Consider the following 15,520-nt stretch of genomic DNA (forward strand, 5'->3'; position numbering starts at 1 on the left):
CTGTGGCGATGGGCACTTCAGACCGCCACCGGCCGTTCACCAAACGACGGCCGGGGGCGGTACCGTTCGGTAGCGAGCGGGGTCATGCCCGCTGCCAGCGTCAATGGCCATGGAAGACGAGACGGAGTGGCACCGGATGCAGCACGCAGTGGGTTCTCCGCTGCCGCCGCCCCATCAGTCGGGGCACGGTTGGTCACCGGCCGGACACCACCCGGGCGGGCACCAGGGCCCCGCCCCGCAGCAAGGCCCCGCCCCGCACCAGGGCCCCGCCCAGCGCCAGGGATCAGCTCCCGTACCTCCGCCTCCTCCGGCCCCGGGCTTCACGCCCCCCGCACCGGTCGCGCACACGCCGCCGCAGGCCCACGTCCCCCCGACGCCCGAGACCACGGGCCATGTGCCGCTGCCGCCCGGCGGCCCCGTCGGCATGCCGAGCGCCCCGCCCGCCGCCGCGACACCGGACCCGGCGACCACCACCATCGCGGTACTGCTCATCGGCCCGGCCGGGGCCGGCAAGACCAGCGTCGCCAAGTACTGGGCGGACCACCGACGGGTCCCCACGGCCCACATCAGCCTCGACGACGTACGCGAATGGGTCCGCTCGGGCTTCGCCGACCCCCAGTCCGGCTGGAACGACCACTCCGAGGCCCAGTACCGCCTGGCCCGCCGCACCTGCGGATTCGCCGCGCGCAACTTCCTGGCCAACGGCATCTCCTGCATCCTCGACGACGCGGTCTTCCCCGACCGCCCCGTCGTCGGGCTCGGCGGCTGGAAGCGCCACGTCGGCCCCGGCCTGCTGCCGGTCGTCCTGCTCCCCGGACTGGAGATCGTCCTGGAGCGCAACGCCGAACGCTCGGGCAACCGCCGTCTCACCGACGAGGAGGTCGCCCGCATCCACGGCCGCATGGCGGGCTGGTACGGCTCGGGCCTGCCGATCATCGACAACTCCCAGCTCGACGTACCGCAGACGGCGCGGGTCCTGGACGACGTACTGGCACGCTCGATCGCGAGCCCGCCGAACTGGTAGCCAAGGTGAGTGGATGCCCCAAGGGGCGCGGGGCTGTGTCGATATGCGGCTCCGCCGCGCGGGCGCGATCAACCCCCACGACCCGCGGACGGCACACAACCCCGCGTGGCACCCGTCCCCCGAACGGCATCCCCCCAACCCGAGCAATCCGGACACCGCCCACTTAGACGCCCCCAACCGGCGCCCACCCGGCAAAGCTCCTACGCTCGTGTCATGTCCGAGGTGTACGCCACCCGTCGCTCCCGCGTGAGGGAACGCTGCCAAGCCAGCGGCAGCGCCACCGCGCTGATCTCCCGTCCAGCAAACGTCCGCTACCTCGCCGGCGCCGCCCCGCAGGGTGCCGTGCTGCTCCTCGGCAAGACCGAAGACCTGCTCGTGCGCACCGGCCCGCCCGACGACCGCCCCACCGACGGCCGCCCCGACGAGGCACTGCGGATCCACACTCTCCCCGGTGCCGGAGGCGACGCCGCCGTCGCGGCGGCCGATCTCTCGGCGGCACAGGGCGGGGAGTGTCTCGCCGTGGAGGAGCATCACCTCACCGTGGCCCGGCACAGAGCCATCCGCTCCGTCGTGCCGCGCCTGCGCCTGGCGGACCTCGGCAGCGCCGTCGAGCAGCTCCGCGTCGTCAAGGACGAGGAGGAGATCTCCTGTCTGCGCATCGGGGCCGAGATCGCCGACCAGGCCCTGGGCGAACTCCTCGAATCCATCCTCGTCGGCCGCACCGAACGTCATCTCGCCCTCGAACTGGAGCGGCGCCTCGTCGATCACGGCGCCGACGGCCCCGCCTTCCCCACCGCCGTCGCCACCGGCCCGAACGCCGGCCGACGTGCCCACCGGCCCACCGACCGCCGCGTCGAGGAGGGCGACTTCCTCTCCGTCTGCCTCGGGGCGACGTACCGCGGCTACCGCTGCGAGATCGGCCGTACCTTTGTCATCGGCACGTCCCCCGCCGACTGGCAGATCGAGCTGTACGACCTGGTCTTCGCAGCCCAGCGCGCCGGACGGGAGAGCCTGGCGCCCGGCGCCGCCTACCGCGACGTGGACCGTGCCGCGCGTCAGGTACTGGATTCCGCGGGGCACACGGAGGGCCTTCCGTCGCTGATGGGGCATGGCGTGGGACTCGAAATCGACGAGGACCCGCAGTTGGCTCCCGCGGCCATGGGTAAACTGGACGCTTGCGTGCCGGTCACCGTCGAACCGGGGGTCCACCTCCCGGGCCGGGGCGGTGTCCGGATCGATGACACGCTCGTCGTTCGCCCCGAGGCGGACGGCGGACCCGAGCTACTCACCATCACGACCAAGGAGCTGCTCGCCCTGTAGGCAGTGGCGTGCGCCGGGGTCGTCCACGTCAGTCCAGGAGATTCCGCAACCGTGGCTTCCACGAACGACCTCAAGAACGGCATGGTGCTCAAGCTCGAAGGCGGCCAGCTGTGGTCCGTCGTCGAGTTCCAGCACGTCAAGCCCGGCAAGGGCCCGGCCTTCGTGCGCACCAAGCTCAAGAACGTGCTCTCCGGGAAGGTCGTCGACAAGACCTTCAACGCCGGCGTGAAGGTCGAGACGGCCACCGTCGACAAGCGCGACATGCAGTTCTCGTACATGGACGGCGAGTACTTCGTCTTCATGGACATGGAGACCTACGACCAGCTCATGGTCGACCGGAAGGCCGTCGGCGACGCCGCGAACTTCCTCGTCGAGGGCTTCATGGCCACCGTCGCGCAGCACGAGGGCGAGGTGCTCTTCGTCGAGCTCCCGGCCGCCGTCGAGCTCACCATCCAGGAGACCGAGCCGGGCGTCCAGGGTGACCGCTCCACCGGCGGCACCAAGCCCGCCACCCTGGAGACCGGCCACCAGATCCAGGTCCCGCTCTTCATCACCACCGGTGAGAAGATCAAGGTCGACACCCGCACGAGCGACTACCTCGGCCGGGTGAACAGCTAAATTGGCCGCCCGCAACACGGCCCGCAAGCGCGCCTTCCAGATCCTCTTCGAGGGCGACCAGCGCGGCGCCGACGTCCTGACGGTCCTCGCGGACTGGATCCGGCTCTCCCGGACCGACACCCGGCAGCCGCCGGTGAGCGAGTACACGATGCAGCTCGTCGAGGGCTACGCGGCGCACGCGAAGCGCATCGACGAGCTGATCGCGCAGTACTCCGTCGGCTGGACGCTCGACCGGATGCCGGTCGTGGACCGCAACATCCTGCGCCTCGGCGCATACGAGCTGATCTGGGTCGACGAGACGCCGGACGCCGTCGTCCTGGACGAGATGGTGCAGCTGGCGAAGGAGTTCTCCACGGACGAGTCGCCCTCGTTCGTCAACGGCCTGCTCGGCCGCCTCAAGGACCTGAAGCCCTCGCTGCGCCGGGACGAGGCGTAGGGGTCTTCCGAAGACGCGGGAGGGGCCGCAGCAACCGCTGCGGCCCCTCCCGCGTCTTTCTGTACCTCTGGGGTCTCCTCAGGCGGCGGAACGCCGCCGGGGTGGCCGCAACCTCATGGGTTCCGGCCACCCCGGCGGTACGTTTCTGCTCAGCCGTGGAGCGGTCAGCTCTCCTCGGCGTGGGAGACCGCACGGCGCGCGTCCGCGTCCAGCACGCCCCAGCTGATCAGCTGCTCGGTGAGGACCGAGGGGGACTGGTCATAGATGACGGCGAGTGTGCGCAGGTCGTCCTGGCGGATCGAGAGCACCTTGCCGTTGTAGTCACCGCGCTGCGACTGGATGGTCGCGGCATAGCGCTGCAGGGGACCCGCCTTCTCGGCCGGGACGTGGGCCAGCCGCTCCAGGTCCAGGACCAGCTTCGGCGGCGGCTCGGCGGCCCCGCCCGGCGTGGTGCCCGGCAGCAGCTCCTGTACCGGCACGCCGTAGAAATCCGCCAACTCGGCGAGGCGCTGCACGGTCACGGCACGGTCGCCGCGCTCGTACGAACCGACCACGACGGCCTTCCAGCGTCCCTGGGACTTCTCCTCGACACCGTGGAGGGAAAGGCCCTGCTGGGTGCGGATGGCCCGGAGCTTGGCCCCGAGCTGTTTGGCGTATTCGCTGGACATATAGCTCCCCGGACACTGTGTCGACGCGACTCGCTGGGTTCCGTGCCGCGCGGTTGGTAACTCACTGTGAGGTTACGCAGCGTTACTCTGGCGCGTCAAGCCGAATGGTCCACACCGACGCTTCCGTGCTATCGGTGGCTGATTGGGCCATGGGGGTGATGAGGCGCGCCTCGGCGGCCTGATACGGTGGATGGCGCAAACCAGACGTCCTTTAAGGTCCGTCCCGTGAGGCGGAGAAGGAGGTCCCTTTCGTATGGACAGGCAGCAGGACACTCAAGCGTCCGAAGCCAGGCCTGTGCTCGAAGGCCCTGACATCGCGCGGGTGTTGACCCGCATCGCCCACGAGATCGTCGAACGCGCCAAGGGCGCCGACGACGTGGTGCTCCTCGGCATTCCCACCCGAGGCGTCTTCCTCGCCCAGCGGCTCGCCGCCAAGCTCGAGCAGATCACCGAGCGCAAGATTCCGGTCGGCTCGCTCGACATCACCATGTACCGCGACGACCTGCGCATGCACCCGCCGCGTGCGCTGGCCCGCACCGAGATCCCCGGTGACGGCATCGACGGCCGGCTCGTCGTCCTCGTCGACGACGTCCTCTTCTCCGGCCGCACCATCCGAGCCGCCCTGGACGCCCTGAACGACATCGGGCGCCCGCGCGCGGTCCAGCTCGCGGTCCTCGTCGACCGCGGCCACCGCGAGCTGCCCATCCGCGCCGACTACGTCGGCAAGAACATCCCCACGTCGCTGCGGGAGACGGTCAAGGTCCAGCTCGCCGAGGAGGACGGTCGCGACACCGTGCTGCTCGGCGCGAAGCAGACCCCCTAGCAGACAGTCGGCGTACACCCCTGTGGGTACGCCACGCCTCGCCTGCCCGAATTCTCCCGACCTGAACTGCCTTACGGAGCCTGACAGATGCAGCGTCATCTCATCTCGGCCGCCGACCTCACCCGCGACGACGCCGTCCTGATCCTCGACACCGCCGAGGAGATGGCCCGGGTCGCCGACCGGCCGATCAAGAAGTTGCCGACCCTGCGCGGCCGCACCGTCGTGAACCTCTTCTTCGAGGACTCCACGCGTACCCGCATCTCCTTCGAGGCCGCCGAGAAGCGGCTGTCCGCGGACGTCATCAACTTCACCGCCAAGGGGTCGAGCGTGTCCAAGGGCGAGTCCCTGAAGGACACCGCCCAGACCCTGGAGGCCATGGGCGTCGACGCCGTGGTCATCCGGCACGGCGCCTCCGGAGCGCCGTACCGCCTCGCCAACTCCGGCTGGATCGACGCGGCCGTCATCAACGCCGGCGACGGCACCCACCAGCACCCCACCCAGGCCCTGTTGGACGCCTTCACCATGCGGCGGCGGCTGGTCGGGCGGGACGCCGGGATAGGGCAGGACCTGGCCGGCCGGCGCATCACGATCGTCGGCGACGTCCTGCACAGCCGGGTCGCCCGCTCCAACGTCGACCTGCTGCACACCCTCGGTGCCGAGGTCACCCTCGTCGCCCCGCCGACCCTGCTGCCGGTCGGCATCGAGACCTGGCCCTGCGAGGTGTCGTACGACCTCGACGCCACGCTGTCCAAGTCCGACGCGGTGATGATGCTGCGCGTGCAGCGCGAGCGCATGAACGCCGCGTTCTTCCCGACCGAGCGCGAGTACTCGCGGCGCTACGGCCTCGACGGCGACCGCATGGCGCGGATGCCCGAGCACGCCATCGTGATGCACCCCGGCCCGATGGTCCGCGGCATGGAGATCACCGCCGAGGTCGCCGACTCGGAGCGCTGCACCGCCATCGAGCAGGTCGCAAACGGAGTCTCCATCCGGATGGCCGTTCTGTATCTGCTGCTGGGCGGAAACGAACCCGCCGCCACCCACACCCGTACCGAGGAGAAGTAAGACAGATGAGCAAGATCCTGATCCGTGGTGCGAAGGTGCTCGGCGGCGAGCCGCAGGACGTGCTGATCGACGGCGGGGCCATCGCCGAGGTCGGCACCGCTCTGAGCGCCGAGGGCGCCCAGGTCGTCGAGGCGGACGGCAAGGTGCTGCTGCCGGGCCTGGTCGACCTGCACACGCATCTGCGCGAGCCCGGGCGCGAGGACTCCGAGACCGTGCTGACCGGCACGCGCGCGGCGGCCTCCGGCGGCTACACGGCCGTGTTCGCCATGGCCAACACCTTCCCCGTCGCCGACACCGCCGGTGTCGTCGAGCAGGTCTGGCGACTGGGCCGGGAGCACGGCTACTGCGACGTGCAGCCCATCGGCGCCGTCACCGTCGGCCTGGAGGGCAAGAAGCTCGCCGAGCTGGGCGCCATGCACGAGTCGGCGGCCGGCGTCACCGTCTTCTCCGACGACGGCAAGTGCGTGGACGACGCCGTGATCATGCGACGCGCGCTGGAGTACGTGAAGGCCTTCGGAGGTGTCGTCGCCCAGCACGCGCAGGAGCCGCGGCTGACCGAGGGCGCCCAGATGAACGAGGGCGTCGTCTCCGCCGAGCTGGGCCTGGGCGGCTGGCCCGCGGTGGCCGAAGAATCGATCATCGCCCGGGATGTCCTGCTCGCCGAGCACGTCGGCTCCCGCGTCCACATCTGCCACCTGTCGACCGCCGGCTCCGTCGAGATCGTGCGCTGGGCCAAGTCCCGCGGCATCGACGTCACCGCCGAGGTCACCCCGCACCACCTGCTCCTCACCGACGAGCTGGTGCGCACCTACAACCCGGTCTACAAGGTGAACCCGCCGCTGCGCACCGAGCGTGACGTGCTGGCGCTGCGCGAGGCCCTCGCGGACGGCACGATCGACATCGTCGCCACCGACCACGCCCCGCACCCGCACGAGGACAAGGACTGCGAGTGGGCCGCGGCCGCCATGGGGATGGTCGGCCTGGAGACCGCGTTGTCAGTGGTGCAGGAGACCATGGTGGACACCGGGCTCCTCACCTGGGCCGGGGTCGCCGAGCGCATGTCCTTCAAGCCCGCCGAGATCGGGCGGGCGAAGGGCCACGGCCGTCCCGTCTCGGCTGGTGAGCCCGCCAACCTCATGCTCGTCGACACGGAATACCGTGGGTCCGTGGACCCCGCGGGCTTCGCCTCGCGCAGCCGCAACACTCCGTACGAGGGGCGTGAGCTGCCGGGCCGTGTCACGCACACGTGGCTCCGGGGCAAGGCCACGCTCGTCGACGGGAAGCTCACGTGACACCTGTAATCCTGCTGGCCGCCGAGAAGGAATCGGCCGAGGTCACCGACTGGGCCGCCCGCATCGGCTGGGTCGTCGGACTCGCCCTCTTCATCGCGCTCGTCTACTGGCTGATGCGCGAGGGCTGGAAATGGCGCGGCACGCTCCAGGGCGATCTGCCCGAGCTGCCCGGCGCGCCGGACGACCCCGGCCCGGCCAGACTGAGCATGAGCGGCCGCTACCACGGCTCCACCACCGCCGGTCAGTGGCTGGACCGCATCGTGGCGCACGGCCTGGGCACCCGCAGCCGGGTCGAGCTCACCCTGACGGACGCGGGACTGGACGTCGTACGCCCCGGTGCGAGCGATTTCTTCGTCCCGGCCGCGCGACTGCGCGAGGCCCGGCTCGACAAGGGCATCGCCGGCAAGGTCCTCACCGAGGGCGGACTGCTCGTGGTGACCTGGGCACACGGCGACCGGCTGATCGACTCCGGGTTCCGCTCGGACCACGCGGCGGAGCACAACGAGTGGGTCGACGTCATTAACTCCATGATCAAGAACAACAGCACGGAAGGCGCCGAACGATGACGACCTCCATCCAGGGGACCGCCTCCCAGAGGCACAAGGCGGCTCCCGCCGTACTCGTCCTGGAGGACGGCCGGACCTTCCGCGGCCGCGCCTACGGGGCCGTGGGGGTGACCTTCGGCGAGGCCGTGTTCTCCACCGGCATGACCGGCTACCAGGAGACCCTCACCGACCCCTCCTACCACCGCCAGGTCGTCGTGATGACCGCCCCGCACGTCGGCAACACCGGCGTCAACGACGAGGACCCGGAGAGCAAGCGGATCTGGGTCGCCGGCTACGTCGTGCGCGACCCCGCGCGCGTGCCGTCCAACTGGCGCTCCCGGCGCTCGCTGGACGACGAGCTGCGCCACCAGGGCGTCGTCGGCATCTCCGGCATCGACACGCGCGCGCTGACCCGCCATCTGCGCGAGCGCGGCGCCATGCGCGTCGGCATCTTCTCCGGCAACGCGCTGCCCGACGAGGGCACCATGCTCGCCGAGGTCCGCCAGGCCCCCGAGATGAAGGGCGCCGACCTCTCCGCCGAGGTCGCCACCAAGGAGACGTACGTCGTCCCGGCGATCGGCGAGAAGAAGTTCACCGTCGCCGCCGTCGACCTCGGCATCAAGGGCATGACCCCGCACCGCATGGCCGAGCGCGGCATCGAGGTCCATGTGCTGCCGGCCACGGCGACCGCCGAGGACGTGTACGCCGTCAACCCCGACGGCGTGTTCTTCTCCAACGGCCCGGGCGACCCGGCCACCGCCGACCACCCGGTCTCCGTCATGCGGGCCGTCCTGGAGCGCGGCACCCCGCTCTTCGGCATCTGCTTCGGCAACCAGATCCTGGGCCGCGCCCTCGGCTTCGGCACCTACAAGCTGAAGTACGGCCACCGCGGCATCAACCAGCCCGTGCAGGACCGTACGACCGGCAAGGTCGAGGTCACCGCGCACAACCACGGCTTCGCCGTGGACGCCCCGACCGACAAGGTCTCCGACACCCCCTACGGCCGCGCCGAGGTCTCCCACGTCTGCCTCAACGACAACGTGGTGGAGGGCCTTCACCTCCTCGACAAGCCGGCCTTCAGCGTCCAGTACCACCCCGAAGCGGCAGCGGGCCCGCACGACGCCGCCTACCTGTTCGACCGCTTCGTATCCCTGATGGAGGGCCAGCGTGCCTAAGCGCACCGATATCCAGTCCGTCCTGGTCATCGGCTCCGGCCCGATCGTCATCGGCCAGGCCGCCGAGTTCGACTACTCCGGCACCCAGGCGTGCCGCGTCCTGAAGTCCGAGGGCCTGCGCGTCGTCCTCGTGAACTCCAACCCGGCGACGATCATGACCGACCCGGAGATCGCCGACGCCACCTACGTCGAGCCGATCACCCCCGAGTTCGTCGAGAAGATCATCGCCAAGGAGCGGCCGGACGCGCTGCTGCCCACCCTGGGCGGCCAGACGGCCCTCAACACGGCGATCTCGCTGCACGAGAACGGCGTGCTGGCGAAGTACGGCGTCGAGCTGATCGGCGCCAACGTCGAGGCGATCCACAAGGGCGAGGACCGCGACCAGTTCAAGCTGGTCGTCGACACGGTCAACGCCAAGATCGGCCACGGCGAGTCGGCCCGCTCGGTCATCTGCCACTCCATGGACGACGTCCTCAAGGGCGTCGAGACCCTCGGCGGCTACCCGGTCGTCGTCCGCCCGTCCTTCACCATGGGCGGCGCCGGCTCCGGCTTCGCCCACGACGAGGAGGAGCTGCGCCGCATCGCCGGCCAGGGTCTGACCCTGTCTCCCACCACCGAGGTGCTCCTGGAGGAGTCCATCCTCGGCTGGAAGGAGTACGAGCTGGAGCTGATGCGCGACAAGCACGACAACGTCGTGGTCGTCTGCTCCATCGAGAACTTCGACCCGATGGGCGTGCACACCGGTGACTCGATCACCGTGGCGCCCGCGATGACGCTCACCGACCGCGAGTACCAGATCCTGCGCGACATCGGCATCGCCGTCATCCGCGAGGTCGGCGTCGACACCGGTGGCTGCAACATCCAGTTCGCGGTGAACCCGGACGACGGCCGTGTCATCGTCATCGAGATGAACCCGCGCGTGTCGCGTTCGTCGGCCCTCGCCTCCAAGGCGACCGGCTTCCCGATCGCCAAGATCGCCGCCAAGCTGGCCGTCGGCTACACCCTCGACGAGATCCCGAACGACATCACCCAGGAGACCCCGGCCTCCTTCGAGCCGACGCTCGACTACGTGGTGGTGAAGGCGCCCCGCTTCGCCTTCGAGAAGTTCCCGCAGGCGGACTCCACGCTGACGACGACCATGAAGTCGGTCGGCGAGGCCATGGCCATCGGCCGCAACTTCACCGAGGCCTTCCAGAAGGCGCTGCGCTCACTGGAGAAGAAGGGCAGCCAGTTCACCTTCGTCGGCGAGCCCGGCGACAAGGCACTCCTCCTCGAAGAGGCGGTCCGCCCGACCGACGGCCGTATCAACGCCGTCATGCAGGCCATCCGCGCGGGCGCCACGCCGGAGGAGGTCTTCGAGGCCACGAAGATCGACCCCTGGTTCGTCGACCAGCTCTTCCTCATCAAGGAGATCGCCGACGAGCTCGCCGAGGCGCCGGAGCTCACCCCCGAACTGCTCGCCGAGGCCAAGCGGCACGGCTTCTCCGACCAGCAGATCGGCGAGATCCGCGGGCTGCGCGAGGACGTCGTGCGCGAGGTGCGGCACGCGCTCGGCATCCGCCCGGTCTACAAGACGGTCGACACCTGCGCCGCCGAGTTCGCCGCGAAGACGCCGTACTTCTACTCCTCCTACGACGAGGAGACCGAGGTCGCCCCGCGCGAGAAGCCGGCCGTCATCATCCTGGGCTCCGGCCCCAACCGCATCGGCCAGGGCATCGAGTTCGACTACTCCTGCGTCCACGCCTCCTTCGCGCTGAGCGACGCCGGGTACGAGACCGTGATGGTCAACTGCAACCCGGAGACCGTCTCCACGGACTACGACACCTCCGACCGCCTGTACTTCGAGCCGCTGACGCTGGAGGACGTGCTGGAGATCGTCCACGCGGAGCAGCAGGCCGGCCCGGTGGCGGGTGTCGTCGTGCAGCTCGGCGGCCAGACCCCGCTGGGCCTGTCGCAGGCCCTGAAGGACAGCGGTGTGCCGATCGTCGGTACGTCCCCGGAGGCCATCCACGCCGCCGAGGACCGCGGCGCCTTCGGCCAGGTCCTGAAGGAGGCCGGCCTCCCGGCCCCCAAGCACGGCACCGCCACCACCTTCGCCGAGGCCAAGGCCATCGCCGACGAGATCGGCTACCCGGTCCTGGTGCGGCCGTCGTACGTCCTCGGCGGGCGCGGCATGGAGATCGTGTACGACGAGACCCGGCTGGAGTCCTACATCGCCGAGTCGACCGAGATCAGCCCCTCGCGGCCGGTCCTCGTCGACCGGTTCCTGGACGACGCGATCGAGATCGACGTGGACGCCCTCTACGACGGCACCGAGCTCTACCTCGGCGGCGTCATGGAGCACATCGAGGAGGCCGGTATCCACTCCGGCGACTCGGCGTGCGCCCTGCCCCCGATCACGCTCGGCGGCTTCGACATCAAGCGTCTGCGGGCCTCGACCGAGGCCATCGCCAAGGGCGTCGGCGTGCGCGGCCTGATCAACATCCAGTTCGCGATGGCCGGCGACATCCTCTACGTCCTGGAGGCCAACCCGCGCGCGTCCCGCACGGTTCCCTTCACCTCGAAGGCGACCGCGGTGCCGCTGGCGAAGGCCGCCGCCCGGATCTCGCTGGGCGCGACCATCGCCGAACTGCGAGCCGAGGGCCTGCTGCCGGCGAACGGCGACGGCGGCGAGCTGCCGCTCGACGCGCCGATCTCCGTCAAGGAGGCCGTCATGCCGTGGTCGCGCTTCCGCGACATCCACGGCCGCGGCGTCGACACCGTCCTCGGCCCGGAGATGCGCTCCACCGGCGAGGTCATGGGCATCGACTCCGTCTTCGGCACGGCGTACGCCAAGTCGCAGGCGGGCGCCTACGGCCCGCTGCCCACCAAGGGCCGCGCCTTCATCTCGGTCGCCAACCGCGACAAGCGCTCGATGATCTTCCCCGCGCGCGAACTCGTCGCGCACGGCTTCGAGCTGCTCGCCACGTCCGGCACGGCCGAGGTGCTCAAGCGCAACGGCATCAACGCCACCGTCGTGCGCAAGCAGTCCGAGGGCACCGGCCCGAACGGCGAGCGGACCATCGTCCAGCTCATCCACGACGGCGAGGTCGACCTCATCGTCAACACCCCGTACGGCACCGGCGGCCGCCTCGACGGCTACGACATCCGTACGGCGGCCGTGGCGCGCTCCGTGCCCTGTCTGACGACGGTCCAGGCCCTCGCCGCCGCCGTCCAGGGCATCGACGCCCTCAACCACGGTGATGTGGGCGTGCGTTCACTGCAGGAACACGCCGAGCATCTGACCGCGGCCCGCGACTAGCAGCCCTGAGGGGGACACCGGAAACGGTGTCCCCCTCTTCGTGAGGACACTTACATGTACAAGCTTTTCTTCCGTCTGGTCTTCCAACGGATGGACCCCGAGCAGGCCCACCACCTGGCCTTCCGCTGGATCCGACTCGCCGTCGGGATCCCCGTGCTGCGCACCTTCGTCGCCGCCGCCCTCGCACCCCGCTACAAGGAGCTGCGCACCGAGGCCTTCGGGCTGCGCATGCACGGCCCCTTCGGGCTCGCCGCCGGCTTCGACAAGAACGCGGTCGCGATCGACGGGATGTCGATGCTGGGCTTCGACCACGTCGAGATCGGCACGGTGACCGGCGAGGCGCAGCCGGGCAACCCCAAGCGGCGGCTGTTCCGGCTCGTGAAGGACCGGGCGCTGATCAACCGCATGGGCTTCAACAACGAGGGCTCGCTGGCCGTGGCGGCCCGCCTGGCGTCCCGTGAGCCGGTCTTCAGGACCGTCGTGGGCGTCAACATCGGCAAGACCAAGGTCGTCCCGGAGGCGGAGGCCGTCGGCGACTACGTGAAGTCGACCGAGCGGCTCGCGCCGTACGCCGACTACCTGGTCGTGAACGTCTCCTCGCCCAACACGCCCGGCCTGCGCGACCTCCAGGCCACCGAGGCCCTGCGGCCGCTGCTGAGCGCCGTCCGCGAGGCGGCCGACCGCACGGTCACCAGCCGTCGCGTCCCGCTCCTCGTGAAGATCGCGCCGGACCTCGCCGACGAGGACGTCGACGCCGTCGCGGACCTGGCCGTCGAACTCGGCCTGGACGGGATCATCGCCACCAACACCACCATCGCGCGCGAGGGGCTCGGTCTGAAGTCCGAACCCTCGCTTGTGAAGGAGACCGGCGGACTCTCCGGCGCCCCCCTGAAGGCCCGCTCCCTGGAGGTGCTGCGGCGCCTCTACGCGCGCGTGGGCGACCGCATCACCCTCGTGGGCGTCGGCGGCATCGAGAACGCCGAGGACGCCTGGCAGCGCATCCTCGCCGGTGCCACGCTCGTGCAGGGATACAGCGCGTTCATCTACCAGGGGCCCTTCTGGGGCCGTGCCATCCACAAGGGCCTCGCCGCGCGCCTGCGCACGAGCCCGTACGCCACCCTCGCCGACGCGGTCGGCGCCGACGTGAGGAAGACGGCATGACCGAGCCCTTCGGCGCACGACTGCGCCACGCCATGGACGAGCGCGGCCCGCTGTGCGTCGGCATCGACCCGCACGCCTCCCTGCTCGCCGAATGGGGCCTGAACGACGATGTGGCCGGCCTTGAGCGCTTCAGCCGTACCGTCGTCGAGGCGATGGCCGACCGGGTCGCCGTACTCAAGCCGCAGAGCGCGTTCTTCGAGCGCTTCGGGTCGCGCGGTATCGCCGTCCTGGAGAAGTCGGTCGAGGAGGCGCGGGCGGCCGGTGCGCTGGTGGTGATGGACGCCAAGCGCGGCGACATCGGCTCGACCATGGCCGCGTACGCCGAGTCCTTCCTGAGCAAGGACTCCCCGCTGTTCTCCGACGCGCTGACCGTCTCGCCGTACCTCGGCTACGGATCGCTCTCGCCGGCCGTCGTGCTGGCCCGGCAGAGCGGCGCAGGCCTGTTCGTGCTCGCGCTGACCTCGAACCCCGAGGGCGGCGAGGTGCAGCACGCGGTCCGCGCCGACGGCCGCACCGTCGGCGCGACGATGCTGGCGCACCTGGCGGCCGAGAACGAGGGGGAGGAGCCCCTGGGCTCCTTCGGGGCGGTCGTCGGCGCGACGCTCGGCGACCTGTCGACGTACGACCTGTCCATCAACGGTCCGCTCCTCGCCCCCGGCATCGGGGCCCAGGGTGCTACGCCGGCGGATCTTCCGCGGGTCTTCGGCGCCGCGGTGCGCAATGTCGTCCCGAACGTCAGCCGGGGTGTGCTGCGGCACGGACCGGACGTCGTCGCGCTGCGTGAGGCCGCGTCACGCTTCGCCGACGAGATCGTCAGCGCTGTGTCGGGTGCGTGACCGCCGTCAGGGGCGTTCGAGCCGGTCGCGGGAGTCCTCCGATGAGTGGCCCGCGGTCGGCTTGAGTCTGAATACATCCTCAAATCCGGGGCATTATGTCCTAAATGTCCGACCTGACAGAGGCTGACCAGGACTTTTCCGCTGTTCTCGCTGACTCTGGCGGACTTGCCCGCTAGTCTCCGACGAGAGTCAACGGGCAAGCGTGTTGCTCGTGGCTCCCCAGGTGTGGGGCGACTAGGTTCCTCACCGGTCCGTATCCGACAGTTCGACATCCGAGGTGACGTAGGCGTGGCTCTTCCGCCCCTTACCCCTGAACAGCGCGCAGCCGCGCTCGAAAAGGCCGCCGCGGCTCGCCGGGAGCGGGCCGAGGTCAAGAATCGACTCAAGCACTCCGGCGCCTCCCTTCACGAGGTCATCAAGCAGGGCCAGGAGAACGACGTCATCGGCAAGATGAAGGTCTCCGCACTGCTCGAGTCCCTGCCGGGCGTGGGCAAGGTCCGCGCCAAGCAGATCATGGAGCGACTCGGCATCTCCGAGAGCCGCCGCGTGCGTGGCCTCGGCTCCAACCAGATCGCCTCCCTGGAGCGTGAGTTCGGCAGCACCGGCTCCTGAGTCCCGGCTCTTGGGACAGGGAGTCCCGGGCACTCCGGGATTGCTGGAATAATCGCTGCATGAGTGAACGTCCGCGGCTGACCGTGCTCTCCGGCCCCTCCGGGGTCGGCAAGAGCACGGTCGTCGCCCATATGCGCAAGGAACACCCCGAGGTCTGGCTCTCGGTGTCGGCGACGACCCGCAAGCCCCGCCCCGGCGAGCGGCATGGAGTCCACTACTTCTTCGTCACCGACGACGAGATGGACAAGCTGATCGCCAACGGCGAGCTGCTGGAGTGGGCCGAGTTCGCCGGCAACCGCTACGGCACGCCGCGTGCGGCCGTGCTGGAGCGGCTGGAGGCGGGTGAGCCCGTCCTGCTGGAGATCGACCTCCAGGGCGCGCGGCAGGTCCGCGAGTCCATGGCCGAGTCTCACCTGGTGTTCCTGGCTCCTCCCTCCTGGGAGGAGCTCGTGCGCAGACTCACCGGACGGGGCACCGAGCCGCCCGAGGTGATCGAGCGTCGGCTGGACGCGGCGAAGGTCGAGCTGGCGGCCGAGCCGGAGTTCGACGTGACCTTGGTCAACACCTCCGTCGAGGACGTGGCGCGCGAGCTGCTAGCCTTGATGGACGTTGTGTGATCGTGCCTGACCCTTCAGGCTTGATCA

At 70.1% G+C, this 15,520-nt stretch carries 15 protein-coding genes; 14 read left to right on the top strand and 1 reads right to left on the bottom strand.

The features are described from left to right. Positions 1-136: 136 nt before the first annotated feature. The 4 genes from IM697_RS15210 (at position 137) to nusB (ending at position 3,398) form a co-directional block, all read left to right on the top strand. On the top strand, positions 137-1,024 hold the full coding sequence (locus IM697_RS15210; protein ID WP_194049718.1) for a Pro-rich N-terminal domain-containing protein: 888 nt from the start codon (positions 137-139) through the stop codon (positions 1,022-1,024). A gap of 213 nt (positions 1,025-1,237) precedes the next feature. Further along, positions 1,238-2,344, top strand: a complete 1,107-nt coding sequence (locus IM697_RS15215; RefSeq protein WP_194048218.1) for an aminopeptidase P family protein — start codon at positions 1,238-1,240, stop codon at positions 2,342-2,344. 51 nt (positions 2,345-2,395) lie between these two features. Continuing rightward, positions 2,396-2,962, top strand: a complete 567-nt coding sequence (gene efp / locus IM697_RS15220; RefSeq protein WP_194048219.1) for an elongation factor P — start codon at positions 2,396-2,398, stop codon at positions 2,960-2,962. Position 2,963: 1 nt separating this feature from the next. Then, positions 2,964-3,398, top strand: coding sequence for a transcription antitermination factor NusB (nusB, locus tag IM697_RS15225; RefSeq protein ID WP_194048220.1), 435 nt, complete (start codon positions 2,964-2,966; stop codon positions 3,396-3,398). A 164-nt stretch (positions 3,399-3,562) separates the two neighbouring features. On the opposite strand, the gene bldD is transcribed toward nusB, so the two are convergent. Continuing rightward, positions 3,563-4,066, bottom strand: coding sequence for a transcriptional regulator BldD (bldD, locus tag IM697_RS15230; protein WP_004002691.1), 504 nt, complete (start codon positions 4,064-4,066; stop codon positions 3,563-3,565). 253 nt (positions 4,067-4,319) lie between these two features. Between bldD and pyrR the strand changes: the two genes are divergently transcribed. The 10 genes from pyrR to gmk all read left to right on the top strand — a co-directional run bounded on the left by pyrR (position 4,320) and on the right by gmk (position 15,493). Next, positions 4,320-4,889, top strand: coding sequence for a bifunctional pyr operon transcriptional regulator/uracil phosphoribosyltransferase PyrR (gene pyrR, locus IM697_RS15235; RefSeq protein ID WP_194048221.1), 570 nt, complete (start codon positions 4,320-4,322; stop codon positions 4,887-4,889). Positions 4,890-4,976: 87 nt separating this feature from the next. Next, positions 4,977-5,954 (top strand): aspartate carbamoyltransferase catalytic subunit, encoded by a 978-nt coding sequence (locus tag IM697_RS15240; protein WP_194048222.1) that lies wholly within the window; start codon positions 4,977-4,979, stop codon positions 5,952-5,954. Positions 5,955-5,959: 5 nt separating this feature from the next. Next, positions 5,960-7,246 carry a dihydroorotase gene (locus IM697_RS15245; RefSeq protein ID WP_194048223.1) on the top strand — a complete coding sequence of 429 codons (1,287 nt, stop codon included), beginning with the start codon at positions 5,960-5,962 and terminating at the stop codon, positions 7,244-7,246. Beyond that, positions 7,243-7,812, top strand: a complete 570-nt coding sequence (locus IM697_RS15250) for a PH-like domain-containing protein (protein ID WP_194048224.1) — start codon at positions 7,243-7,245, stop codon at positions 7,810-7,812. The genes IM697_RS15245 and IM697_RS15250 overlap by 4 nt, the downstream gene beginning before the upstream one ends. After that, entirely contained in the window at positions 7,809-8,966 is a 1,158-nt protein-coding gene (gene carA, locus IM697_RS15255) for a glutamine-hydrolyzing carbamoyl-phosphate synthase small subunit (protein ID WP_194048225.1), read from the top strand. The genes IM697_RS15250 and carA overlap by 4 nt, the downstream gene beginning before the upstream one ends. Further along, complete coding sequence (carB, locus tag IM697_RS15260) at positions 8,959-12,267, top strand: carbamoyl-phosphate synthase large subunit (RefSeq protein ID WP_194048226.1); 3,309 nt, start codon at positions 8,959-8,961, stop codon at positions 12,265-12,267. Before carA ends, carB begins: the two co-directional genes overlap by 8 nt. Positions 12,268-12,321: 54 nt before the next feature. Continuing rightward, positions 12,322-13,428 carry a quinone-dependent dihydroorotate dehydrogenase gene (locus IM697_RS15265; RefSeq protein ID WP_194048227.1) on the top strand — a complete coding sequence of 369 codons (1,107 nt, stop codon included), beginning with the start codon at positions 12,322-12,324 and terminating at the stop codon, positions 13,426-13,428. After that, complete coding sequence (gene pyrF, locus IM697_RS15270) at positions 13,425-14,264, top strand: orotidine-5'-phosphate decarboxylase (RefSeq protein ID WP_194048228.1); 840 nt, start codon at positions 13,425-13,427, stop codon at positions 14,262-14,264. Before IM697_RS15265 ends, pyrF begins: the two co-directional genes overlap by 4 nt. A gap of 288 nt (positions 14,265-14,552) precedes the next feature. Next, positions 14,553-14,876: an integration host factor gene (locus IM697_RS15275; protein WP_003977346.1), complete on the top strand. Its 324-nt coding sequence runs from the start codon at positions 14,553-14,555 to the stop codon at positions 14,874-14,876. A gap of 59 nt (positions 14,877-14,935) precedes the next feature. Then, positions 14,936-15,493, top strand: coding sequence for a guanylate kinase (gene gmk, locus IM697_RS15280; RefSeq protein WP_194048229.1), 558 nt, complete (start codon positions 14,936-14,938; stop codon positions 15,491-15,493). The last annotated feature ends 27 nt before the right edge of the window (positions 15,494-15,520 follow it).

The sequence above is a fragment of the Streptomyces ferrugineus genome (assembly GCF_015160855.1).
Lineage (GTDB): Bacteria > Actinomycetota > Actinomycetes > Streptomycetales > Streptomycetaceae > Streptomyces > Streptomyces ferrugineus.

Excerpts from the sequence above, each read along its gene's own strand:
- IM697_RS15210 (WP_194049718.1), top strand. The coding sequence starts at position 137 with ATGCAGCACGCAGTGGGTTCTCCGCTGCCGCCGCCCCATCAGTCGGGG.
- IM697_RS15265 (WP_194048227.1), top strand. The coding sequence starts at position 12,322 with ATGTACAAGCTTTTCTTCCGTCTGGTCTTCCAACGGATGGACCCCGAG.
- pyrR (WP_194048221.1), top strand. The coding sequence starts at position 4,320 with ATGGACAGGCAGCAGGACACTCAAGCGTCCGAAGCCAGGCCTGTGCTC.
- IM697_RS15245 (WP_194048223.1), top strand. The coding sequence starts at position 5,960 with ATGAGCAAGATCCTGATCCGTGGTGCGAAGGTGCTCGGCGGCGAGCCG.
- bldD (WP_004002691.1), bottom strand. The coding sequence starts at position 4,066 with ATGTCCAGCGAATACGCCAAACAGCTCGGGGCCAAGCTCCGGGCCATC.
- IM697_RS15215 (WP_194048218.1), top strand. The coding sequence starts at position 1,238 with ATGTCCGAGGTGTACGCCACCCGTCGCTCCCGCGTGAGGGAACGCTGC.
- IM697_RS15240 (WP_194048222.1), top strand. The coding sequence starts at position 4,977 with ATGCAGCGTCATCTCATCTCGGCCGCCGACCTCACCCGCGACGACGCC.
- pyrF (WP_194048228.1), top strand. The coding sequence starts at position 13,425 with ATGACCGAGCCCTTCGGCGCACGACTGCGCCACGCCATGGACGAGCGC.
- carA (WP_194048225.1), top strand. The coding sequence starts at position 7,809 with ATGACGACCTCCATCCAGGGGACCGCCTCCCAGAGGCACAAGGCGGCT.
- gmk (WP_194048229.1), top strand. The coding sequence starts at position 14,936 with ATGAGTGAACGTCCGCGGCTGACCGTGCTCTCCGGCCCCTCCGGGGTC.